The following is a 22,925-nucleotide window of genomic DNA, read 5'->3' on the forward strand; positions in this document are numbered from 1 at the left end:
GGCTCTTAGGCGGTCACGCGCTCTAGCTCATTGACCACGCGGGATTCCAGTTCCTCCCGGATGGCCTCCACCGGAATGTGGTTGATGACCTCGGTGAAGAATCCGCGAATGATGAGGCGGCGGGCCTCCGCCTCGGAGATGCCGCGGCTCATCAGGTAGAAGAGCTGCTCATCATCGAAGCGCCCCACCGTGGCGGCGTGGCCGGCACCGGCGATCTCGCCGGTCTCAATCTCCAGGTTCGGGATCGCGTCCGCGCGGGCGGCCTCGCTGAGCACCAGGTTGCGGTTGGTCTCGTAGGTATCGGTGCCCTGCGCGTTGGCGCGGATCAGCACGTCGCCCACCCAGGTGGTGCGGGTATCCGGCTTGTTCGTGCTGGGATCGCCCTGGAGGGCGCCCTTGTACAGCACGTTGGAGCGGCAGTTGGGCTGGGCGTGATCCACCAGCAGGCGGTTCTCAAAGTACTGGCCGTCATCGGCAAAGTATACGCCCAGCATCTCGGCATCGCCGCCCTGATCCTCGAACTTCACGCGCGGCACCAGGCGGACTACCTCGCCGCCAAACACAGCCACGTTGTGGCGCAGCACGGCGTCGCGGCCCACCAGGGCGGACTGGTTGGAGAGGTGTACGGCGTCATCCTCCCAATCCGCGTCCACGATCACGGTCAGGCGGGAATTCGGGCCCAGCACGAACTGGACGTTATCCGCGTGGGTGCCGCTGCCCCGGTAGTTCAGGGCCACGGTGGCCTCCGCGCCCTGCTCCAGTTCCACTACCACGGCGCCAAAGGAGGTTACTCCCTCCCCCTTGCCGGTGACGGTGATGGTCACGGGCTCGGCGGTGGCGGAATCCTTGGCAAAGCTCACCAGGGTGGCGTCCTGCATGGAGGTCCAGGCCTGGGCGCCCACGCGATCCGAGGGCGCACCGGCGCGGGTGGCGCGGGCGTCGTCCTTGGCAATGTTCTCGCTGCGCACCTGGGCGCCCTCGGGGATTTCCACGGCGATGTCCGGGGCCACGGCCTCGGCAAAGGAGCCGTTGTGCAGGCCACGCAGGCGGCGCAGGGAGATGAAGCGCCACTCCTCGTCCTTGCCGCGGGGAACCTCAAAGTCCTCCACGTTAAAGGAGGTGAGCACGTCACCCTTGTTGTTGTGCGTGGTGGCGTTCTTGAGCGTCTCGGCCATTTATCCCACCGATCCTTCCATCTGTAGCTCGATCAGCCGGTTGAGTTCGAGGGCGTACTCCATGGGCAGCTCCTTGGCGATGGGCTCCACGAATCCGCGAACGATCATCGCCATCGCGTCGGCCTCGTCGATACCGCGGCTCATAAGGTAGAAGAGCTGTTCCTCGGAGACCTGGGAGACGGTGGCCTCGTGCCCCAGGGTCACGTGGTCATTGCGGATGTCGTTGTAGGGGTATGTGTCCGAGCGGGAGATGTTGTCCACCAGGAGGGCATCGCACTCCACGTTGGCGGTGCAGTGGTGCGCGTTGGCGTTGATCTGCACCAGGCCACGGTAGGCGGCGCGGCCCCCGGAGCGGGCCACGGACTTGGACACGATGTTGGAGGAGGTGTACGGGGCCATGTGCACCATCTTGGCGCCGGTGTCCTGGAACTGGCCCTCGCCCGCGAAGGCGGCGGAGAGCACCTCGCCCTTGGCGTAGGGGCCGGTCATCCACACGGCCGGGTACTTCATGTTCACCTTGGAGCCGATGTTGCCGTCGATCCACTCCATCGTGGCGCCCTCTTCCGCCTTGGCGCGCTGGGTGACCAGGTTGTACACGTTGTTCGACCAGTTCTGGATGGTGGTGTAGCGGCAGCGGCCGCCCTTCTTCACCACGATCTCCACCACGGCGGCGTGCAGGGAATCGGACTTATAGATGGGGGCGGTGCAGCCCTCTACGTAGTGCACGTAGGCGTCCTCGTCCACCACGATGAGGGTGCGCTCGAACTGCCCCATGTTCTCCGTGTTAATGCGGAAGTATGCCTGGAGCGGAATATCTACGTGCACGCCCTTGGGCACGTAGATGAAGGAACCACCGGACCACACGGCGGCGTTTAGGGCGGAGAACTTGTTATCCCCGGCCGGTACCACGGTGCCAAAGTATTCCTTGAACAGTTCCGGGTACTTTTGCAGGGCGGTGTCCGTGTCCACGAAGATCACGCCCTGCTCCTCCAGGTCCTCGCGGATCTGGTGGTAGACCACCTCGGACTCGTACTGGGCGGCCACGCCGGCCACCAGGCGCTGCTTCTCGGCCTCGGGAATGCCCAGGCGGTCGTAGGTATTGCGAATATCGTCGGGGAGATCGTCCCAGGACTTTGCCTGCTCCTCGGTGGAGCGCACAAAGTACTTAATGCTATCGAAGTCGATATTGCTCAAATCCGCGCCCCAGGTGGGCACGGGCTTCTTATCAAAGATATTGAGGGCCTTGAGGCGCTGTTCCAGCATCCATTCGGGCTCGTTCTTCTGCGCGGAGATGTCGCGAACGACCTCCTCGCTCAGCCCGCGGCGGGCGACGGAGCCCGCGGCGTCGGAATCGTGCCAGCCGTAGTTATAACCGCCCATGGACTCGATGATCTCGTCATCGTTCATGGGGCGCTGCGCGTCAAGGTTTTGCGTCGCCTGGGTCATGAACCGCTCCTTTCTTCAGGAGAATTGGTGGGATAAAGAGGAATGTTTGTGGTGCAGATACCGTGCCCCTCGGCAATGGAGGCCAAGGGTTGCACGTGGGTGCCCAGTAACTCGGAGATCACCTCGTGCTCTGCCTCGCATAATTCCGGGTATTGCGCTGCCACCTGGGAAACCGGGCAGTGGTGTTGGCAGATTTGGATGCCGCCGCCCGCGCGCTGCACGGTGGCGGCATAGCCGTGTTCGTCGAACGCCCGTGCCAGGGCGCGCGCCGTCTCCTCGATGGATTCGGTGGAGCTCTCCCGCACCTTTGCCACGATGGATTCCGTGCGGGCGCGCGCGAGATCGCGCACGGCCTGCGGCCCTCCGGTCTGGCTCAGGGCGGCCAGGGCCAGGGCGGCCAGGGAATCATAATCGTGGCCAAAGTGCTCGCGGCCGCGCTGGGTAAGCCGGAAGTGCTTGGCCGGGCGACCGCGAGTAGCCGGTGCGGGGGGACGGCGGGACTCGGCATAGGCCAGCCCCTCCTCCAGGAGAATGTCCAGGTGCCTTCTCACGCCTGCGGCGGAGAGGCCAAGGCGCTCGCCCAGAGCCGCAGCGGTAAGCGGGCCGTGGGTGAGCAGGCTGCGCATGATGGCGTTGCGGGTATCCCCGTCGGTGGAACTGGCCTTGCGCACCATGCGTATCACCTCCTGCACACCTCGGTGGACCTCGCGCACCGCCACACAAGCGATCGCCTCTTTTTAGACAACACTAGTGTTACTAAAATTGTTCCCCGGCGCAAAAAGGTTGCCGTTCTTTCTTTCCCCCGGGGTCATTCTGGCTACGATGAGCCTGTGCGACAACAACCCTCTGCGCTCTGGCAGGCGCTTCTGCGAGATCTTCCGCGCCTGGGCGTGGCGGGTTCCCGTTCGGCCGGTCTGCACCGCGATAGCGACGCCACCCCGGCGGCCTCCGCCACCGCGCGCCACGCCGGGCTCGTGCGCTTTGCCCTCCTGCGCTGGATCGGCACCACGGGCGCGCTGCTGCTGGCGCTGGGGGCGCTGGGCGGCGGGGCCCTGCCGGTGGTGGATAACCCCTATCAATCCTTCCCCGGGGGCACCACCCTGGGGCAGATGTTGCAGGCCTCGTCGTCGATAGTCCTCGTGGGCGTGGCGCTGGTGGTGCTGGCCTGGATCGGCATGGCCCCCCTGGTGGGGGTATCGCTGTGGGGGCGACAGCGCGCGCTGCGGGTGGTGAGCACGCGGGATCTCTGGCTCACCTGGATCGCCTGGCTGCTGCCGCTGCTGCTGAGCGCGCCGATCTTCACCCAGGACATTTATTCCTACCTCGCCCAGGGCGCCATCGTGCGCGAGGGCATGGATCCCTATTCCGCAGGTCCCATCGATCTTCTGGGCACGGATCACCACCTGGCGCGCTCCGTGCCGTTTATCTGGGCGCACTCCCCTTCCCCCTATGGGCCAGTGGCGATGGGCTTTTCCGCCCTCATCAGCGCGCTGACCGGGGATTCCATCGTGCTCGGCGTGCTGGCGCACCGTATTCTTAGCGTGCTCATGCTAGCAGCAGCGGGTTGGGCGATCCTCCACATCGCCCGGCGCTGCCGGGTCTATCCCCCCGCCGCGCTGTGGCTCGGGATTCTCAACCCCCTGGTGCTTTTGCACCTGGTGGGCGGAATCCACAACGAGGCCCTCATGCTCGGCCTCATGCTGGTGGGCCTGGAACTGGGCCTGCGCGCCTTAGATCGGGCGGATAGGTGGACGCTTCCCCTGCTGGCGGCCTCCGGGGCGCTTCTCTCCTGCGCCGGAATGGTCAAGGTCACGGCCTTTTTATCCCTGGGGTTCATCGGCATGGCCTACGCGCGCTATCTCCATCAGCGCGGGCGGCGCGCCTGGTGGGCCATCGCGGTGGCCGGTGCCTTTTTCCTCGCGGTGCTGCTGGCCACCATCGCGGTGGTCTCCGCGTTGAGCGGAATCGGCCTGGGATGGGTCACCGGGCAGGGCGGGGCCACCACGATCCGCAGTTGGATGTCCATGACTACCGACGTCGGCGTGATCGCCGGGGGCATCGGAATGTTGCTGGGCCTGGGCGATCACAGCACCGCGATCCTCGTGGTCACCCGGTTGGCGGGCCTGGCGGTGGCGGGAATCTTTAGCCTCCGTATGCTTCTGGCCACGTTTTTGGGCAGGATTCACCCGGTGGGCGCGCTGGGGGTGGCCACCTTTGTGCTCGTGGTGCTCTTCCCCGTGGTGCACCCCTGGTACGTGCTGTGGGCGGTGGTGCCGCTGGCGGCCTGGGCCAATCGCCCCTTCTTCCGCCTGGCCGTGGTGGGGTACTCCGCAGCCTTTAGCTTCTTTGTTCTCCCGCGCGGCTTGGCGCTGCCCCCCGGCACGGTGGTGAGCATCTACGTGGGTGCGGCGGTATCCCTGGCGGTGATTCTTTCCGTGGGCTGGTGGTGGCTCAGGCGCTCGGGGTTGGTTGGCCTCAACTGAAAGTTCTAGACTGAACAGCCGTGGCTGTCCAAAACGCTCTCGAACTGCGCGGTGTGTGCAAATCTTTCCGCACGACCACCGCCGTCAATGAGCTATCGCTGTCCGCGCGCCGTGGTGAAATACTCGCTCTCCTGGGGCCCAACGGGGCGGGAAAGACCACCACGATTGACATGTGCGTGGGTTTTCTCAAGCCCACCGCCGGGCAGATCAGCGTCCTGGGCCTTGACCCCGCTACCCAGCCGGAGCGGGTGCGCGAGCGCATCGGCATTATGTTGCAGGGCGGTGGCTCCTACTCGGGGATCAAGGTGGAGGAAATGCTGCGGCTTACCGCCGCGTATAGCGCCAATCCCCTCGACCCGGGCTGGCTCATGGAGGTGGTGGGGCTCACCGGGGCGCGGAAGAATACGTATCGGCGCCTCTCCGGGGGCCAGCAGCAGCGCCTTTCCCTGGCGCTGGCGCTCATCGGCCGCCCGGAACTGGTGTTCCTTGACGAACCCACCGCGGGCATGGACGCGCAATCGCGCCTGGCGGTATGGGATCTCATGCGGGTGCTGCGTCGCGACGGCGTGACGGTGGTGCTGACCACGCACCTGATGGACGAGGCCGAGGCCCTGGCCGATCAGGTGGTCATTATGGATCGCGGCCGCGCGGTGGCCAGCGGCACGCCCGCGGAACTGACCACGGATACCCAACCCCAATTGCGGTTGAGCACGGCCAGCGAACTCGATACCGCCGCCGTGGAGCGCCAGGCGCACCTGCCGGAGGGCTCCTGCGTGGCGGTGCGCCCCCTGCACTACGCATTGCAGATCGCTCCCACCCCGCAGGCCGTGGCCCAGGTGGTTTCCGCCGTGGCGGCCCAGGGGGTGCTAGTGCGCAGCCTGGACGTGGCGCGGTGCAGCCTGGAGGACGTCTTTTTGGACATCACCGGCCGAGAACTGAGGAGTTAAATGGTGAGCGATTATCCCGCCGGTACCTTTGCCCCCGCCCCCCAGCGCGCGCCCAAGGCCGCGCTGATCGCCGCGCAGGGGCGCATCGAGACGCTGCTTTTCCTCCGCCACGGCGAGCAGCAGTTGCTCAGCCTCATCATTCCGCTGGGGCTGCTCATCGGCATCTCGCAGGTACCCATTCTGGACGATCCCGATCCCCTGCGTCAGGGGTTTCCCATGATGCTGGCTATCGCGGCCACCTCCTCCGGCTTCACCGGACAGGCCATTTCCCTGGCCTTTGATCGCCGTTACGGTGCGCTCAAGCGCACGGGTGCCTCCGGGGTGCCCGCCTGGGTCATCATCGTGGGCAAGATCATCGCGGTGGCCGCGATGGTGCTCCTGCAAACCCTGGTGCTGGGCGCCACCGCAGCCTTTTTGGGTTGGCAGGTAAGCGTGGGAGGGCTGCTGGTGGGCCTGATAACCCTCATCCTGGGCGCGGCCACCTTCACCTCCATGGGGCTGCTCATGGGCGGCACCCTGAGTTCCGAGGTGGTGCTGGCCCTGGCCAATCTCATTTGGGTGCTCATGGTGGGAATCGTGGGGCTGGTGCTCTATCACTACGGGCTCGACGGCAGCAGTTGGTGGGATGTCATCCCCTCGGTGGCCCTGGCCAGCGGGCTTACCGATGCCTTCGCTGGGACGATCCCCTGGGTGCAGTGGCTCAGCCTGGTGGTGTGGCTCGTGGCAGTCTCCGCTGCGACCCGGCGCTGGTTCCGGTTTAGCAGTTAGGGCGCTTTTTAAGGTGTAGGGTGGGCGAGGCAAAAGTTGTTTGACCTCGTAGAAGGAGCACCCATGAAGGCCACTTTTATCCACGGCACCGGAGACGTCCGCGTGGCCGAGGTGGATAAACCCACCATCGTCGAGCCCACCGACGCCATCATCAAGATCGCGGCCACCTGCGTGTGCGGTTCCGACCTCTGGCCCTATCGCGGCGCCGATGAGATCACCGAACCCCGCCGCATGGGCCACGAATACGTAGGCGTGGTGGAGGAGGTGGGATCCGCGGTGAGCACCGTCAAGCCGGGCGACTTCGTGGTGGGCTCCTTCTGCCTCTCCGATAACACCTGCGAGATCTGCACCGATGGCTACCCCTCCCGCTGCGCCAACGGCGGCTTTGTGGGCGAGGCCCAGTCCGAGTACCTGCGGGTTCCGCTTGCCGACGGCACCCTCGTCCCCACCCCCGCCACCCCGGACGAGGACCTTATTCCTTCCCTGCTCGCCGCCTCCGACGTGCTCGGCACCGGCTGGTTCGCTGCCGACGAGGCCCAGGCGGGCCCCGGCAAGACGGTCGTGGTGGTGGGCGACGGCGCGGTGGGCCTGCTGGCGATTCTCTCCGCCAAGCAGATGGGGGCCGAGCGGATCATCGCCATGAGCCGCCACGCCGATCGCCAGGCCCTGGCGCGAGAGTTCGGGGCCACGGACATCGTGGAGGAACGCGGTGAGGAGGGCGTGGCCAAGGTCAAGGAACTCACCGGCGGATTGGGTGCGCACAGCGTGATCGAGGCCGTGGGAACCCAGGAATCCATGAAGCAGGCCATCGCTTCCTGCCGCCCCGGCGGATACGTGGGATACGTGGGAGTCTCGCACGGGGTTTCCCTGCCGGGCGAGGAACTCTTTGCTTCCGAGGTGCACCTCATGGGCGGGCCCGCCCCCGTGCGCAAGTACCTGCCGGAGTTGATCCGCCTGATCTTTGATCGCGCCATCGAGCCCGGCAAGGTGTTCACCAAGGAGGTGGCCCTGGCGGATATTGCGGAGGGATACCGCGCGATGGATCAGCGCGAGGCCATCAAGGTTCTGGTGCGGCCCTAGCGCGGAGGCGTCGGATAGCGGGCGCGGTAAGTTCCGCCGCGCCCGCGTGTTTCTTTTAACGCCTTAGCCAGCCCGCGCCGTGTGGTGTTTCCCCACGGCGGCGCATTAGGCTAGGGGTTTGTGAGTACCCTGCCGCAGACCGTGAAAAACTTTGTGCCCTCCGTGCGCCTGCAACGCATCCTGGCGCTGATTCTGCTGATCTGCCAGGGCGGCATCACGGTGACCGGCTCCATCGTCCGCGTGACCGGCTCCGGCCTGGGCTGCAATACCTGGCCGCAGTGTCACGAGGGCTCGCTGGTTCCCGTGCAGGGAGCCGCCCCCCTGGTGCACCAGGTCATCGAGTTCGGTAATCGCCTGCTCACCTTCGTGGTGGTGGCATCCGTGGTGGCCGTGTTTGTGGCTCTGCTCCAGGCTGGACGCCGCACGGAATTGATGAACTATGCGCTCATCTCCGGTTTTGGCGTGATCCTCCAGGCCGTGATCGGCGGGATCTCCGTGCTCATGGACCTCAAGTGGTGGTCCGTGGCCCTGCACTTTTTGCCCTCAATGGTGCTGGTGTGGGTGGCGGCATTGCTGTTTATCCGGGTAGCCGAGCCCGATGACGTGGAACCCGTGCGCACCTATCCGCGCGCGGTGCGCATCAGCGCGGTGGTGGCCGTCTGCGCGCTGGTGGTGGTGCTGGTCACGGGCACGATGGTCACCGGCGCGGGCCCCCACGCGGGCGACGCCGAGGCGGGCATGGAGGGACGCCTGGAGGTGGATATTGACCTCATGGCGCATATTCACGGCTACCTCATGTACGTGTACCTCTTTTTCACCTTCATCACCGTGGTGCTGCTGTATCAGCGCAAGGCCTCGGCGGAAGCCAAGCGCACCGGCCTGATTCTCCTGGCCATGATCGTGGTGCAGGGGGTTATCGGGATCATGCAGTACCGGCTGGGTGTTCCCCGCTGGTCCGTGCCCATGCACATCGCCATGTCCTCGGTGGTGGTGGCCTTCACCTCCTTCTTGTACGCCCTGGGGTGGCGCCGGTATTCGCCGGAGGGCGCGGAAACCGAGGATACCGCCGATACCGTGACCGCCCGCGTGGGGCACTGATGGCCGGGCAATCATGAGGGCGCTGATCTGGGGAGCGGCCGGTACCCCCGAGGTGGTAACCGGGGAGGCACCGCAGCCGGAGGAACACCAGGTGCTGGTGGCCGTGCAGGCGGCCGAGGTGGCGGTGCCCCCGGGGGCGTCGATAGGCGATGTCCTGGGCACCCAGGGCACCGGAACAATCGTGCGCGATCCCCAGGGGCTGTTGCCCGAGGGCACCCTGGTGGCCTGGGCCGGGGTGCCCGGTTCCTGCGCCGAGGCCGCCTGCGTGCCCCGGGACCGCATGGTGGCGGTGCCCGGAGGCATCGCCCCCGAGATAGCCGCCACCATGCTCGGCCCGGCCATGATGGCCCACGTGCTGCTGTTTTCCCTCAGCCCCGTGGAGGCGGGCAGCACGGTGCTGATTAATCCCGCCGACGATCCCGTGGGCCTCATCAGCGCCCAGTGGGCCAGCTCCCTGGGCGCGCGGGTCATCGCGGTCTCCCCCTCCGGGGAGGCTTCGCCGCACCTCGATCACGCTATCGTGGTGCAGCGCGCGCACGTGGCTCCCCGCCGCGCCGCCGAGGCCGGTGGGGCCGACATCGCCCTGCACGGCGCGGGTAAGCAGGGCCTCGATCACTCGCTATCGAGCCTGCGGCCGCGCGGCACGCTGTGCCTGCACGGGAACCCCGCTCAGCCCGTCAAACGCATCTCGCCCCTGGACCTTGCGGCCCAGGGCTCGTTGAACCTCGCCTGCCCCGTGCTGGAAGATTACGTGCGGGAGCCGGAGGGCTTTCGCACCCGCTCCCAGGCCGTCACCCAGGCGATAACGGAAGGCCACATCACCATTCCGCACGTGCGCGTCCACTCCCCCGAGGAGGCCGCGGATATTCCCCTAGACGAGCTGGCGGGTGGCCTCACCGCCGTGCGGTTCTAAAACGCCGCCGCGCTCCAGCCCGCCATCTGCCCGAACGTCTCCCAGCCCAGGATCGCGTCCACGGACAGGGCCACAAAGAGCACCGCGAGGTAGTTATTGGAAAGGATAAAGAGCTTCAGTGGTTTCACCGGCTGGCCATCGCGCACCCCACGGTGCAGTTGGGTGGCCATGATCAGGAATGCCGCGCCGGAGATCACCGCTCCGGCCAGGTAAATCCAGGAGGTGGCGGGAACCAGGAGCAGGGATACGCCCACGGTGGCCCAGCTGTACCAGAGGATCTGGCGGGTGACCTCCACCGGCGTGCGTACCACGGGGAGCATGGGCACGCCCGCGCGCTCGTAATCATCGCGGTACTTCATGGCCAGCGCCCAGGTGTGCGGGGGCGTCCAGAAGAAGATGATGAGCCAGAGCACTAGGGCCTGCCACCAGCCCCAAAGGGAGGCGTCGGGGGTGTTATCCGTGATCACAGCCCAGCCCACGGCCACGGGCATGCAACCGGCGGCACCGCCCCACACGATGTTCATGTGGGTGCGGCGCTTGAGGTACTTGGTGTACACCACGATGTAGAACCAGATGGTGAACATGACAAAGACCGCCGCTAGCAGCGAGCCGCAGAGCAGCCACAACCAGAGGAAACTGACTACCGTGAGCGTCCAGGCGAAGATGGTGGCGTTGCGGTTGGACACCGTGTGCCGCACCAGGGGGCGGGCGCGGGTGCGGCCCATCTTCTGATCAATATCGGAGTCCGCCACCATGTTGAAGGTGTTGGCGGCCGCCGCTCCCATCCAGCCGCCGATGAGGGTGAGCAGGATGAGCACGATATTGTTTTCGCCACGATCGGCTTGAAGCATCGCGGGGATCGTGGCCACGAGGAGAAGTTCAATCACCCGTGGCTTCGTCAGCGCGATGTATGCCTTGATCGTGTTCAAGGAAGATGCCTCCAGCAATCTCGTGGTGTTGTCAGCCGCCCCACACTAGTCGAGCCGGGATACGCGATAGTTCCCGTAGCGATCATATATCTCATCTGAGGGTACGGGCGCGCACAATCTTTTTCACTCTATCGCGCGGGGGCTGCGGCGCGAACACTGCCTCCAGGCTGGGTTGGTTGTGTTGGTTGCAGCGGTTAAACCGGGGGTACCAGGATTGCGCGCGGCTGTGGCTGTGCGCGAGGGAAAAACACTAAGGTGGTGTCTACGCCATTTTGCTGATACGAACGTGAGGATCATTACCGTGCCGCTTTCCCCCGAACTACAGGCTCTCACCACGCGCCGTTACCCCGAGGACTGGACGGAGGTGGATACCCAGGCCGTGGACACCGCCCGCGTTCTGGCTGCCGACGCCGTGCAGAACTGCGGCAGCGGCCACCCCGGCACCGCCATGAGCCTGGCTCCCCTGGCCTATACCCTCTACCAGCGCGTGCTGCGCCATGATCCGGCCGATACCGCCTGGGTGGGCCGCGATCGCTTTGTGCTTTCCGCCGGGCACTCCTCCCTTACCCAGTACATTCAGCTCTACCTGGGCGGCTTCGGCCTGGAGCTGGAGGATCTCAAGGCCCTGCGCACCTGGGGTTCGCTCACCCCCGGCCACCCGGAGTACGGGCACACCAAGGGCGTGGAGATGACCACCGGGCCGCTGGGCCAGGGCCTGGCCTCCGCCGTGGGCATGGCGATGGCCGCCCGCCGCGAGCGCGGCCTCTTCGACCCCGAGGCCGCACCGGGGCAGTCCCCCTTCGACCACCACATTTACGTGATCGCCTCCGATGGTGACCTGGAGGAGGGCGTGACGGCCGAGGCGAGTTCGTTGGCCGGCACCCAGCAACTGGGCAACCTCATCGTGTTCTGGGACGATAACCGCATTTCCATCGAGGACGATACCCAGATCGCCTTCACCGAGGACGTGGTGGCGCGCTACCAGGCCTACGGCTGGCAGACCCTGGAGATCGAGGGCGGCGAGGACGTGGTGGCTCTGGAGGAGGCCATCGCCAAGGCCAAGGCGGAGACGAACCGCCCCACCTTTATCCGCGTGCGCACCGTGATCGGCTACCCCGCCCCCACCCTGGCCAATACCGGCAAGGTGCACGGCGCGGCCCTGGGCGAGGAGGAGGTGGCCGGGGTGAAAACGGCCCTGGACTTTGATCCCGAGGCTCACTTTGCCGTTTCCGCCGAGGTCATCGAGCACACCCGGGGCCTGATCGAGCGCGGCGCACGCGCTCACGAGCAGTGGAACGAGGGCTTCGCCCGCTGGGCGGAGGCCAACCCGGAGCGGCACGCGCTCTTCGATCGCCTCTTCTCCGGTGATCTCCCCCAGGGCTGGGACGCGGAACTTCCCACCTGGGAGCCGGACACCAAGGGCGTGGCCACGCGCAAGGCCTCGGAGGCCGTGTTGCAGGCGCTCGGTGCCACCCTGCCGGAACTGTGGGGCGGCTCCGCCGACCTGGCCGGTTCCAATAACACCGTGATCAAGGCGGACGCTTCCTTTGGCCCGGAGACCATCTCCACGGGGGCCTTCCAGGCCAATCCCTATGGGCGGAACCTGCACTTTGGTATCCGCGAGCACGCGATGGGTTCCATTCTCAACGGCATCGCCCTGCACGGCCCCACCCGTCCCTATGGCGGTACCTTCCTCATCTTCTCCGATTACATGCGTCCCGCCGTGCGCCTGGCGGCCCTGATGGGCACCGATGTGTACTACGTGTGGACCCACGATTCCATCGGCCTGGGCGAGGACGGCCCCACCCACCAGCCGGTGGAGTCCCTGGCCGCGCTGCGCGCGATCCCGAACCTCGCGGTGCTGCGCCCGGCGGACGCCAACGAGACCGCCGCCGCGTGGCGCGCGGCCCTGCTCACCGAGGAACACGGCCCCAAGGCCTTCGCCCTGACCCGCCAGAATGTGCCGGTGCTGGAGGGCACCAAGGAACGCGCCGCCGAGGGCGTGGCGCGCGGTGCCTACGTGCTGGTGGAGGGCTCCAAGGACACCCCGGACGTGATCCTGATGGGCTCCGGCTCCGAGGTGCAGTTGGCCGTGGAGGCTGCCGCCGAGCTGGAGGAACAAGGCATTGCGGCCCGCGTGGTCTCCGTGCCCTGCCTGGATTGGTTTGCCCAGCAGGACCAGGCGTACATCGACGAGGTGCTGCCCCCCGAGGTCACGGCCCGCGTTTCCGTGGAGGCGGCCATCGCCATGCCGTGGCACCGCTTCCTGGGCACCCAGGGCCGCGCGGTGTCCCTGGAGCACTATGGTGCCTCCGCGGATTACCAGCGTCTGTACCAGGAGTTTGGCATCACGGCGCAGGCCGTGGTGACCGCCGCCAAGGAATCCCTCGCCGGGGCTTAAATCGAACACAAGGAGTACCCACCATGAGCACCACCATTGAATCCCTGGCCCAGATCGGCACGATGACCTGGCTCGATGATCTCTCCCGCGAGCGGATCACCTCGGGCAACCTGGAGGAGATGATCGCCTCCGACGGCATCGTCGGCGTGACCACCAACCCGGCGATCTTTGCCGCTGCGATGTCCAAGGGCACCGCCTATGACGAGCAGATCGCGCAACTGCGTGAGGCTGGTGCCGACGCGGACACCGCCGTCTACGCCATGAGCGTGGCGGACGTGCGCTCCGCCTGCGATATTTTTGCCGAGGTTTTCCGTGCCACGAACGGCCGCGATGGCCGCGTGTCCATCGAGGTCGATCCCCGCATCTCCGATGACGCCCAGGCCACGCTGGCCCAAGCCCGCGAACTGTGGCGGCAGGTGGATCGCTCCAACGCCATGATTAAGATCCCGGCCACCGAGGGCTCCCTGCCCGCCATTGCCGACGCCCTCGCGGACGGGATCAGCGTGAACGTCACCCTGATTTTCTCCGTGGAGCGCTACGCCCGCGTGATCGAGGCGTACAAGGAGGGTATCCGCCGCGCGGCGGATAACGGCCACGATGTGTCCGCGATTTTCTCCGTGGCCTCCTTCTTTGTCTCCCGCATGGACACCGAGGTGGATAAGCGGCTGGAAGCCATTGGCACCGAGGAGGCCCTGGCCCTGCGGGGCAAGGCCGGTGTGGCCAACGCGCGCCGCGCCTACGCGCTATTTAGCCAGGCCTTTGCCGATTCCACCCATCTCCCGGAGAACGCCCAGGTGCAGCGCCCGCTGTGGGCCTCCACCGGGGTGAAGAACCCGGACTATCCGGCCACGTTGTACGTGGCGGAACTAGCCGGGCCGCAGACCGTGAACACCATGCCCCAGGCCACGATCGACGCGGTTTTAGGCAGCGATGATCTGCGCGGCGATACCCTCACCGGAACCGAGGAGGAGGCGGAGCGGCTCTTTGCCGCCCTGGAGCGCGTGGGCATTGACCTTGACGATGTGTTTGCGGTGCTGGAAAAGGAGGGCGTGGATAAGTTCGTCACCGCCTGGGAGGAACTGCTAGCTTCCATGAGCGAGCGCCTGTAGGCCATTACCTCATGGGCATTGGGCCGGGGTCGGGATAATATTTCGGAATAATATTATCGCCGCCCCCGGCCAGTGCTATTCATTCTGCGAAAGGGAGAAGAACGTGACAAACCCGCTCCGCGATCCGCGGGATAAGCGATTGCCCCTCATTGCGGGCCCCTCGGGCATGGTGATCTTTGGGGTCACCGGCGACCTCGCCCGTAAAAAACTCCTTCCGGCCATTTATGACCTCGCCAATAGGGGGCTTCTCCCGGCCGGGTTTACCCTGGTGGGGTATGGCCGCAGGCAGTGGAGCAAGCAGGACTTTGAGGATTACGTGCTGGCCGCCGTGAAGGAAAAGGCCCGCACCGAGTTTCACCAAAACGTGTGGGATCGCCTGGCGGAGGGAATGCACTTTGTCACCGGCGATTTCGATGACGATTCCGCCTTTGATCACCTGGCCGAGACCCTGGCGCAGATGGACGCCACACGCGGCACCTCCGGGAACTGGGCGCTGTATCTCTCCGTGCCCCCGGACTTCTTTGCCACGGTGTGCCATCAGTTAGAGCGCAGCGGCGTGGCCGAGGCCCCGGCGGGCTCCTGGCGGCGGGTGATTATTGAAAAGCCCTTTGGCCACGATCAGGAATCCGCCGAGGAACTCAATGGCATCGTCAATGCGGTGTTCCCGGAATCCTCGGTATTCCGCATCGATCATTACCTGGGCAAGGAAACGGTGCAGAACATCATGGCGCTGCGCTTTGCCAATCAGCTCTTTGAGCCGTTCTGGAATGCCCATTACATCGACCACGTGCAGATCACGATGGCCGAGGACATCGGCGTGGGCGGCCGCGCGGGCTATTACGATACGATCGGCGCGGCCCGCGACGTGATCCAGAACCACCTCATTCAGTTGCTTGCACTGGTGGCCATGGAGGAACCCATCTCGTTTTCCCCCAACCAATTGCGCGCGGAGAAGATCAAGGTGCTGCGCGCCACCCAGCCGGTGTATCCGCTGGATCAGACCACCGCGCGCGGGCAGTACACCGCCGGTTGGCAGGGCTCCACCTACGTGAAGGGGCTGCGCGAGGAGGAGGGCTTTGACCCCGATTCCACCACGGAAACCTATGCCGCCTGCACCCTGGAGATCGCCTCGCGCCGCTGGGCGGGCGTGCCGTTTTACCTGCGCACCGGCAAGCGCCTGGGCAGGCGCGTCACGGAGATCGCCCTGGTGTTCAAGTCCGCCCCGCACCACCTCTTTGGGGATCAGGGCACTCATGCCTTGGAACACAACGCCGTGGTGATCCGTATTCAGCCGGACGAGGGCGTGCTCATGCGCTTTGGCTCCAAGGTTCCCGGCTCCGCGATGGAGGTGCGCGATGTGAACATGGACTTCTCCTACGCGGAGGCCTTTACCGAGGAATCTCCCGAGGCCTATGAGCGCCTGATCCTGGACGCCCTGCGCGATGAGTCCAGCCTCTTCCCCACCAACTCCGAGGTGGAGTTGAGCTGGAAGATCCTCGACCCCGTGCTGGAACACTGGGCGGCCTCCGGCAAGCCGGACGAGTACCGGGCCGGTACCTGGGGCCCCGAGTCCGCCGATCACATGCTCACCCGAACCGGCCGCGCCTGGCGGCGCCCTTAAAGAAAGGCACAGGACGTGATAATTGATCTTCCCAATACCACGACCCGTGATATTGCCGCGTCATTGCAGCATATCCACGAAACCACGGCGCAGACCACGGGGCGCGTGCTCACCCTCATCGTCATGGCCACCAGCGGCGATGATCTCCCCGAGATCATCCGAGTGACCACGGATGCCTCCTGGGAGCACCCCTCCCGCGTGCTGGTGCTTATCGACGGCGGCCCGCAGCGCCCGGCGCAACACTCCGGGGTGGACGCGGAGATCCGCGTGGGCGGCACCGTGGGTGCCAGCGAATTCGTCATCATGACCCTGCGTGGGGAGGTGGCCGCCCACGCCGATTCCGTGGTCACTCCCCTGCTCCTGCCGGATACCCCCATCGTGGTGTGGTGGCCGTCGGAAGCCCCGGAGGTGCCCGCCGAGCACCCGGTGGGTCGCTTGGCGCAGCGCCGCATCACGGACGGCTACCTGCGCCCGGAGAGCTACTCCCCCGGTGACTCCGACCTTGCCTGGGCGCGGATCACCCAGTGGCGTGGGGTGGTGGCCTCCTCCCTGGATTCCCACCCGGAGGAGGGCGTGGTGTCCGTGAGCGTGAAGGGGCCGGAGAATAACCCCAGCATTGATCTGGCCGCCGGGTGGCTGGCCAGCCGCCTGGGAGTGCCGGTGCGCCGGGGCGTGGCCACCCATCAGATCAAGGGCGATCTGGAGCCCTGCGAGCTGCGCGTGGAGTTTCCCAGCGGCCCGGTGACCATTCATAACCGCAGCCACTCCACCATTTCCGTGCGGATGCCCCAGCGGCCGGAGTCCCTGGTGGCCATGAATCCCCGTTCCACGGCGGATTGCCTGGCGGAGGAACTGCGCCACCTTGACCCGGACGTGATTTACGCGGAGGCACTGAGTGGGATCGGCGCGGTGGACTTTGAGAAAGGCGAGGAAAACTAACGATGGCGGATATTCAACGGTATAAGGATCTTCCCGCGCTCGTGGCCGCGGCCGCCGAGGGTGTGGCCGAGGTGGTGCGGGAGGCTCAAGGCCGAGGCGACGGCACCGCCCGGCTCGTGCTCACCGGCGGCGGGGCTGGGATAGCGCTCCTGGAGAGCCTGCGCGAGCGCGAGGACATCGCCTGGGAGCGCGTACACGTGTTCTTTGGCGACGAGCGCAACGTCCCCGTGAACGATCCCGAATCCAATGAGGGGCAGGCCCGAGCCGCGCTGCTGGGCTCCGTGGCGATTCCCCCCGAGAATGTTCACGGCATGGGGTTGAGCGGAGAGGCCTCCCTGGAGGAGGCCGCGCGGCGCTACGAGCAGATAGTGGAGCGCTACGCGCCGGAGGGCTTTGATCTGCACCTGCTAGGTATGGGCGGCGAGGGGCACATCAACTCGCTGTTCCCCCACTCCGAGGCCACCGCGGAAAAGCGGCGGCTGGTGGTGGCGGTGCACGATTCCCCCAAACCCCCGGCCCAGCGCCTCAGCCTTACGCTCCCCGCGATTGGCCGGGCGCGGCGGGTGTGGCTCCTAGTTTCCGGTGCCGCCAAGGCGGAGGCCGCTGCGGCGGTGGCGAATAACGAAAGCGCCATGCTCTGGCCCGCAGCGGGGGCACGGGGCGTGGCGGAAACGATCCTCTTCCTGGATGAGGAGGCGGCCAGCCTCCTCTAGGAGATAGGCCTAAGCCTGCCGCTCGGGCGGGTTTAGGCATATGCCTGGATCAGGTTCAGGGCGATAATGCAGACAACCCAGATCAGCGCCACCACGATGGTATAGCGATCAAGGTTCTTCTCCACCACGGTGGAACCAGAGAGGTTGGACTGCACGCCGCCGCCAAAGAGGCTGGACAGGCCGCCGCCCTTACCCTTGTGCAGCAGCACCAGCGCCGTCATGAGCACGGCGGTCAGCACAAGGATGATCTCAAACGCAAGAACCATGTCATTCCTTTTCAAGAATAAATCGGGGACTTTCCCCACCCTACACCACGGGCGGGGATATGACGGTGAAGGCACCGGCTAATTAACCAGAATTGCGCAGCGCCGTGGCGAGGCCATTCATGGTGAGTTGGATACCGGCGGCCACGCTATCGCGGTGATCGCCCGCGCGGTAGCGGCGCAGCAACTCCACCTGAATGATATTCAGCGGCAGGAGGTAGGGATAGCGCGAGCGCACAGAGCGCGCCAGGGAGGGATTATCCTCCAGAAGATGCGCGCGCCCGGTGATGCGCTCGAACATCTCCAGGGTGAGATCGTATTCCTCCTTGATCGTGCGGTAAATGCGCTCGGCCACCTCGGGATCAGCGATGAGATCGGCGTAGAGCCGAGCCAGGTTCATCTCCGCCTTGCTCATCACCTGCGCCATATTGGACAGCACGGAATTGAAGAAGGGCCAGGACTCGTTGAGCGCCCGCAACTCCTCCACCCGCTCCCCCTGCTCCAACCACTGGTGCAGGGCGGTACCCACCCCGAACCAGCCGGGCAGCATGACGCGAGATTGGGACCAGGAGAGCACCCAGGGGATGGCGCGCAGATCGCCCAGCGATTCCGTCTGCTTGCGGGAGGAGGGGCGCGAGCCGATGTTGAGCGCGCCGATCTCCTGCAAGGGGGTGGACTCCGTGAAGTACTGGATAAACCCGGGGTCCTGGTGCGCCAGCTCGGAATACTTGCGCTGGCTGGCCGCCGAGAGCCAGGCCATGATCTCGTAGGCGCGCTGGGGATCATCCAGGTCGTTCACGTCCAGCACGCTGGCCTCCAGCGTGGCGGAGACTAAGGCCTCCAGGTTCCGGCGCGCGGTATCCCGCGAGCCGTACTTGGCGGAGATGATCTCGCCCTGCTCGGTGATCCGCACGGAACCCGCCACCGCGCCCTGCGGCTGGGCCAGGATCGCCTCGTAGGAGGGGCCACCGCCGCGGCCCACCGTGCCGCCGCGCCCGTGAAAGAGGCGCAGCCGCAGGCCGCGCTCGCGGCACACCCGCACCAAGTCCATCTCGCCGCTGTACAGGGCCCAATTGGCGGCAAAGTAGCCGCCATCCTTATTGGAATCGGAGTAGCCCAGCATGACCTCCTGGACGTCACCACGCTGGCGCAGATACTCGCGATAGAGGGGAAGATCCCAGAGTTGTTCCAGGATCCCGGCCCCGGCGTTGAGGTCGTCGATCGTCTCAAAGAGCGGAATAATATCCACGGTGCCGGTGGGCCGCTCCCCGCCCGCCTGGATCAGGCCCACCTCCTTGAGCAGTACCATCGGCTCCAGGATGTCGCTGACGGACTCCGCCATGGAGATAATGCAGTGCGGCACCGTCTCCGGGCCAAAGCGCTCCACGGAGGCGGCCGCCTGGCGGAAGATACCCAGTTCGCGGCGGGTCTCCTCGCTATAGCCCGCATAGCCGGTGGGCACGAGGGGTCGTGGGGTTTCCAGCTCGCGCACCAAAAGCGCGATCTTCTCCTCCTCGCTGAGGCCCCGGTAGTTCTCCGTCACGCGCGCCACGTCCAGGATCTCGGTGAGCACGTCCTCGTAACTCTCGGAGTTCTGGCGAATATCCATCGAGTACAGGTGGAAGCCAAAGCTCTGCACCGCCGCGCGCAGGCGCGCCAGGCGATCATCGGCGATGATGTCATCCTTGCTGGCGCGCAGGGAGGCGTCGATAATGCTCAGGTCGGCGGCGAACTCCTCGGCGGAGCCATAAGCCTCGTGGGCGCGATGCCACTGCCCCTCCACGGCGTCCTCCCCGATGAGCGCGGTGATGGTGGCCAGCATGCGCCCGCGCACGCCGTGAATGGCGCGGCGATAAGGCTCATCGACGCGGCTGGGGACGTCATTATGGCCGCGCTCGGCCAGCGCGTAGAGATCCACGCTGACCTCGCTCATGCGGTCCGAAATGCTCAGTTCGTGTTCCAGCCGGTGTAGTTCCGAGCAATAATATTGCAGGGCCGTGTGCGCGGCGCGGCGGGTGGCGTAATCCAGGGTCTGGGCGGTGACGTAGGGGTTGCCGTCGTGATCGCCGCCGATCCAGGAACCGGGCCGAATAATCGCATGCGGGGTGACCTCGCGGCCCAGGGCCTCGCGTAGCCGGGCGAGCACGTCCAGGTTGATCCGCGGGATCTCCTCCAGCAGGCTCAACTTGTAATAGCGCAGTCCCACCTCGATCTCGTCCTCGATGCGGGGACGGGCCACGCGGATCAGCGCGGTCTGCCACAGCACGGTGAGGCGGCGACGAATGTCGGTGTCGATAGCCTCCAGGTCCCGCTGCGCGTATACGTTCTGCGGGGCTCCCAGCAGCGCGTGCCGACGCCGCATGGCCTTGGCGATGTGCTTTTGAGCATCGAATACGGTGCGCCGCCGCGTCTCCGTGGGGTGGGCGGTGAGTACCGGGGCCACCAGCGTGTGCGGAAGTTCCTCGGCCAGGGACTCCGGGGGCACCTCGGCCTCCTGGAACTTGGCCCAGGTGGCCTCCAGCGTGGAGTCCGGGGCGGGCGCGCCGCTGCGCTGGTGCTCCAGGCGAGCGCGCTCATCGTGAATATCCTCCGCGAGGTTGGCCATGAGCGCGAAGTGGCTAAAGGCGCGGATCACCGGCTCGGCGCGGTCGGGGTCGATGTCCCGGAACATGTCCACCAGTGCAGACATGTCTGCCTCCTGCCCGGCCACGTCGAAGGCCTTGCGGCGGGAGGATTCCACGAGGTCGAATACCTCCGGGCCCTCCTGCTGGGCGATCACCTCACCGAGGATGCGGCCGAGGTAACGAATATCGTCTTGGAGATTGATCGTATTCTCCACGGGTGTCCTTCCTCATAACGCCGCGACACCGCCCAGGCGAGTGCTCTGGGGGCGTCGCGGCGTTGTTGTGGGTGCTTAGTTCAGCGGGCCTGCGGCGTTAGCGGCCAGCTTGGCAAAGGCCTGCCCGTCCAGGGAGGCCCCGCCCACCAGGCCGCCGTCCACGTCCGGCTGGCCGACGATCTCGGCCACCGTCTCCGCCTTCACGGAGCCTCCGTAGAGGATACGGATTCCCGCGGCAACCTCCTCGCCGGCGATCTCCCGGATGAGATTGCGCAGCGCGTGGCATACCTCCTGGGCATCAGCGGCCGAGGCCACCTTGCCGGTGCCGATGGCCCACACCGGCTCGTAGGCGATCACGGTGCGGGAGAGTTCCTCCGCGCTCAGGCCCTCCAGGGAGGCCTTGGTCTGTTCCACCACGTACTCCACGTGGGTGCCCTTTTCCCGGATCTCCAGGGGTTCGCCCACGCACACGATGGGCGAGATTCCCTTGTCCAGGGCGGCCTTGGACTTGGCGGCCACTTGGGCGTCGGTCTCGTGGTGGTACTGGCGGCGCTCGGAGTGGCCGGTGACCACCCAGGAGCAGCCCAGTTTGGCCAGCATGGCGGCGGAAATCTCGCCGGTGTAGGCCCCGGACTCGTGCTCGGAGACGTCCTGCGCGCCGTAGGTGACCGAGAGTTTATCGCCCTCCACCAGGGTCTGCACCGAGCGCAGATCGGTGAACGGAACGGTCACCGCCACATCGACCTTCTCGTAGTATTCCTTGGGCAGGGCAAAAGCGAGTTTCTGCACGGTGGCGATGGCCTCAAGGTGATCGAGGTTCATCTTCCAGTTACCGGCAATCAAGGGGGTACGTGCCATGAGCAAAAGCCTTTCTTGGTTGAACGGGGATCGGGGGCGGCAGATTAGGCGTTGAGTACGGCCACGCCGGGGAGTTCCTTGCCCTCAAGGAACTCCAGGGAGGCTCCGCCGCCGGTGGAGATGTGGGAGAAGCCCTCCTCGTCAAGGCCCAGGGCGCGCACGGAAGCGGCGGAATCCCCACCGCCCACCACGGTAAAGGAACCGTTCTGCGCGGTCGCGTCGATGATGGCCTGCGCCACCCCGGCGGTGCCCTTGGCAAAGGCCTCGAACTCGAATACGCCCATCGGGCCGTTCCAGAACACGGTCTTGGACTTTGCCAGCACCTCGGCAAAGGCAGTGACGGAGTCCGGCCCGATGTCCAGGGACTGCCAACCCTCCGGGATACCGTCCAGGGATACCACGGTGTTCTCCGCGTCGGCGGCAAACTCCGTGGCGGCCACCAGGTCCACGGGCAGCACGATCTTCTCCCCAAAGCGCTCCAGCAGATCGGCGCAGGTCTGTACCATCTCCTCCTGGAGGAGGGACTTTTGCACGTTATAGCCCTGGGCGGCCAGGAACGTGTAGCACATGCCACCGCCGATGATGAGGTGATCGGCCTTCTGCGCCAGGGCCTCGATCACGCCGAGCTTATCGGAGACCTTGGAGCCGCCGAGCACCACCACGTAGGGGTGCTCGGGCTTGGCGGCCACCTTCTCCAGCACATCGACTTCCTTGTTCACCAGGTAGCCCGCGTAGGCCGGGAGGCGCTTGGCCACGTCATACACGGATGCCTGGGCGCGGTGGACCACGCCGAAGCCATCGGAGATGAAGGCGCCGTTATCGGCGGCCAGCGCCACCAATTCATCGGCAAAGGCACCGCGCTCGGCCTCGTCCTTGGAGGTCTCGCGGGGATCAAAGCGCACGTTTTCCACCAACAGTACGTCGCCCTCGTTGAGGCCGTTGGCGCGCTCGTGGGCGTCCTCCCCCACTACGTCGCTGGCCAGGGCCACGTACTGGCCCAGGGCCTCGGAGAGAGCCTCGGCCACCGGGGCGAGGGAGAACTTCGGGTTCACCTCTCCCTTGGGGCGGCCCAGGTGTGCGGTCACGATCACCTTGGCACCGCCCTCCACCAGCGCCTTCAGGGTGGGCAGGGAGGCGTGGATACGGCCGGGATCGGTGATCTCACCGGCATCATTAAGCGGAACGTTGAAGTCTGAGCGCACCAGAATGTGGCGGCCCTCCACGCCCTCGCGCAGCAGATCGTCAATGGTCTTGATAGCCATGATTGTGTCTATGTCCTTTCGGGGCTAAGCCAGGTTCAGCCAAGTTCAGTCAAGCCAAGAAAAATGCGGCCCCGGTGTGCC

General features: G+C 65.9%; 19 protein-coding genes. 11 read left to right on the forward strand and 8 right to left on the reverse strand.

What is annotated here, in order from left to right; all coding sequences use genetic code 11:
* Positions 1–5: 5 nt before the first annotated feature.
* From sufD to OLW90_RS05865, 3 genes are read right to left on the reverse strand one after another with little or no spacing between them, the layout of a single operon-like run.
* Positions 6–1,175, reverse strand: a complete 1,170-nt coding sequence (gene sufD, locus OLW90_RS05855; RefSeq protein ID WP_319649123.1) for a Fe-S cluster assembly protein SufD — start codon at positions 1,173–1,175, stop codon at positions 6–8.
* The gene (gene sufB, locus OLW90_RS05860; RefSeq protein ID WP_319649124.1) at positions 1,176–2,621 is read right to left on the reverse strand and encodes a Fe-S cluster assembly protein SufB; all 1,446 of its coding nucleotides are present in this window, start codon (positions 2,619–2,621) and stop codon (positions 1,176–1,178) included.
* Positions 2,618–3,295: a metalloregulator ArsR/SmtB family transcription factor gene (locus OLW90_RS05865; protein WP_319649125.1), complete on the reverse strand. Its 678-nt coding sequence runs from the start codon at positions 3,293–3,295 to the stop codon at positions 2,618–2,620. The genes sufB and OLW90_RS05865 overlap by 4 nt, the downstream gene beginning before the upstream one ends.
* Positions 3,296–3,451: 156 nt before the next feature.
* Between OLW90_RS05865 and mptB the strand changes: the two genes are divergently transcribed.
* From mptB to OLW90_RS05895, 6 genes are all read left to right on the forward strand, one after another.
* Positions 3,452–5,104: a polyprenol phosphomannose-dependent alpha 1,6 mannosyltransferase MptB gene (gene mptB, locus OLW90_RS05870; protein ID WP_319649126.1), complete on the forward strand. Its 1,653-nt coding sequence runs from the start codon at positions 3,452–3,454 to the stop codon at positions 5,102–5,104.
* 20 nt (positions 5,105–5,124) lie between these two features.
* Positions 5,125–6,051: an ABC transporter ATP-binding protein gene (locus tag OLW90_RS05875; RefSeq protein WP_319649127.1), complete on the forward strand. Its 927-nt coding sequence runs from the start codon at positions 5,125–5,127 to the stop codon at positions 6,049–6,051.
* Positions 6,052–6,819, forward strand: a complete 768-nt coding sequence (locus OLW90_RS05880; protein ID WP_319649128.1) for an ABC transporter permease — start codon at positions 6,052–6,054, stop codon at positions 6,817–6,819.
* Between the two features lie 63 nt (positions 6,820–6,882).
* On the forward strand, positions 6,883–7,899 hold the full coding sequence (locus OLW90_RS05885; RefSeq protein WP_319649129.1) for a zinc-dependent alcohol dehydrogenase family protein: 1,017 nt from the start codon (positions 6,883–6,885) through the stop codon (positions 7,897–7,899).
* A 120-nt stretch (positions 7,900–8,019) separates the two neighbouring features.
* Positions 8,020–8,997, forward strand: a complete 978-nt coding sequence (locus OLW90_RS05890) for a heme A synthase (RefSeq protein WP_319649130.1) — start codon at positions 8,020–8,022, stop codon at positions 8,995–8,997.
* Between the two features lie 13 nt (positions 8,998–9,010).
* Entirely contained in the window at positions 9,011–9,910 is a 900-nt protein-coding gene (locus tag OLW90_RS05895; RefSeq protein ID WP_319649131.1) for a zinc-binding dehydrogenase, read from the forward strand.
* Here OLW90_RS05895 and OLW90_RS05900 read toward each other — a convergent pair.
* Positions 9,907–10,839 (reverse strand): heme o synthase, encoded by a 933-nt coding sequence (locus tag OLW90_RS05900; RefSeq protein ID WP_319649132.1) that lies wholly within the window; start codon positions 10,837–10,839, stop codon positions 9,907–9,909. The genes OLW90_RS05895 and OLW90_RS05900 overlap by 4 nt on opposite strands.
* A gap of 301 nt (positions 10,840–11,140) precedes the next feature.
* Between OLW90_RS05900 and tkt the strand changes: the two genes are divergently transcribed.
* The 5 genes from tkt to pgl all read left to right on the forward strand — a co-directional run bounded on the left by tkt (position 11,141) and on the right by pgl (position 17,622).
* Positions 11,141–13,240 (forward strand): transketolase, encoded by a 2,100-nt coding sequence (gene tkt / locus OLW90_RS05905; protein WP_319649133.1) that lies wholly within the window; start codon positions 11,141–11,143, stop codon positions 13,238–13,240.
* A 23-nt stretch (positions 13,241–13,263) separates the two neighbouring features.
* Positions 13,264–14,349, forward strand: a complete 1,086-nt coding sequence (gene tal, locus OLW90_RS05910; RefSeq protein ID WP_319649134.1) for a transaldolase — start codon at positions 13,264–13,266, stop codon at positions 14,347–14,349.
* Between the two features lie 103 nt (positions 14,350–14,452).
* Positions 14,453–15,970 carry a glucose-6-phosphate dehydrogenase gene (gene zwf, locus OLW90_RS05915; protein ID WP_319649135.1) on the forward strand — a complete coding sequence of 506 codons (1,518 nt, stop codon included), beginning with the start codon at positions 14,453–14,455 and terminating at the stop codon, positions 15,968–15,970.
* Positions 15,971–15,985: 15 nt separating this feature from the next.
* Positions 15,986–16,909 (forward strand): glucose-6-phosphate dehydrogenase assembly protein OpcA, encoded by a 924-nt coding sequence (locus OLW90_RS05920; RefSeq protein ID WP_319649136.1) that lies wholly within the window; start codon positions 15,986–15,988, stop codon positions 16,907–16,909.
* 2 nt (positions 16,910–16,911) lie between these two features.
* Positions 16,912–17,622, forward strand: coding sequence for a 6-phosphogluconolactonase (gene pgl, locus OLW90_RS05925; protein WP_319649137.1), 711 nt, complete (start codon positions 16,912–16,914; stop codon positions 17,620–17,622).
* 32 nt (positions 17,623–17,654) lie between these two features.
* On the opposite strand, the gene secG is transcribed toward pgl, so the two are convergent.
* The 4 genes from secG to OLW90_RS05945 form a co-directional block, all read right to left on the reverse strand.
* The gene (gene secG / locus OLW90_RS05930) at positions 17,655–17,888 is read right to left on the reverse strand and encodes a preprotein translocase subunit SecG (protein ID WP_319649138.1); all 234 of its coding nucleotides are present in this window, start codon (positions 17,886–17,888) and stop codon (positions 17,655–17,657) included.
* A gap of 82 nt (positions 17,889–17,970) precedes the next feature.
* Positions 17,971–20,724: a phosphoenolpyruvate carboxylase gene (gene ppc / locus OLW90_RS05935; RefSeq protein ID WP_413464524.1), complete on the reverse strand. Its 2,754-nt coding sequence runs from the start codon at positions 20,722–20,724 to the stop codon at positions 17,971–17,973.
* A gap of 75 nt (positions 20,725–20,799) precedes the next feature.
* The gene (gene tpiA / locus OLW90_RS05940; protein WP_319649139.1) at positions 20,800–21,582 is read right to left on the reverse strand and encodes a triose-phosphate isomerase; all 783 of its coding nucleotides are present in this window, start codon (positions 21,580–21,582) and stop codon (positions 20,800–20,802) included.
* Between the two features lie 44 nt (positions 21,583–21,626).
* Positions 21,627–22,844: a phosphoglycerate kinase gene (locus tag OLW90_RS05945; protein WP_319649140.1), complete on the reverse strand. Its 1,218-nt coding sequence runs from the start codon at positions 22,842–22,844 to the stop codon at positions 21,627–21,629.
* Between the last annotated feature and the right edge of the window lie 81 nt (positions 22,845–22,925).

Source organism: Corynebacterium sp. 21KM1197, assembly GCF_033783015.1.
GTDB lineage: Bacteria > Actinomycetota > Actinomycetes > Mycobacteriales > Mycobacteriaceae > Corynebacterium.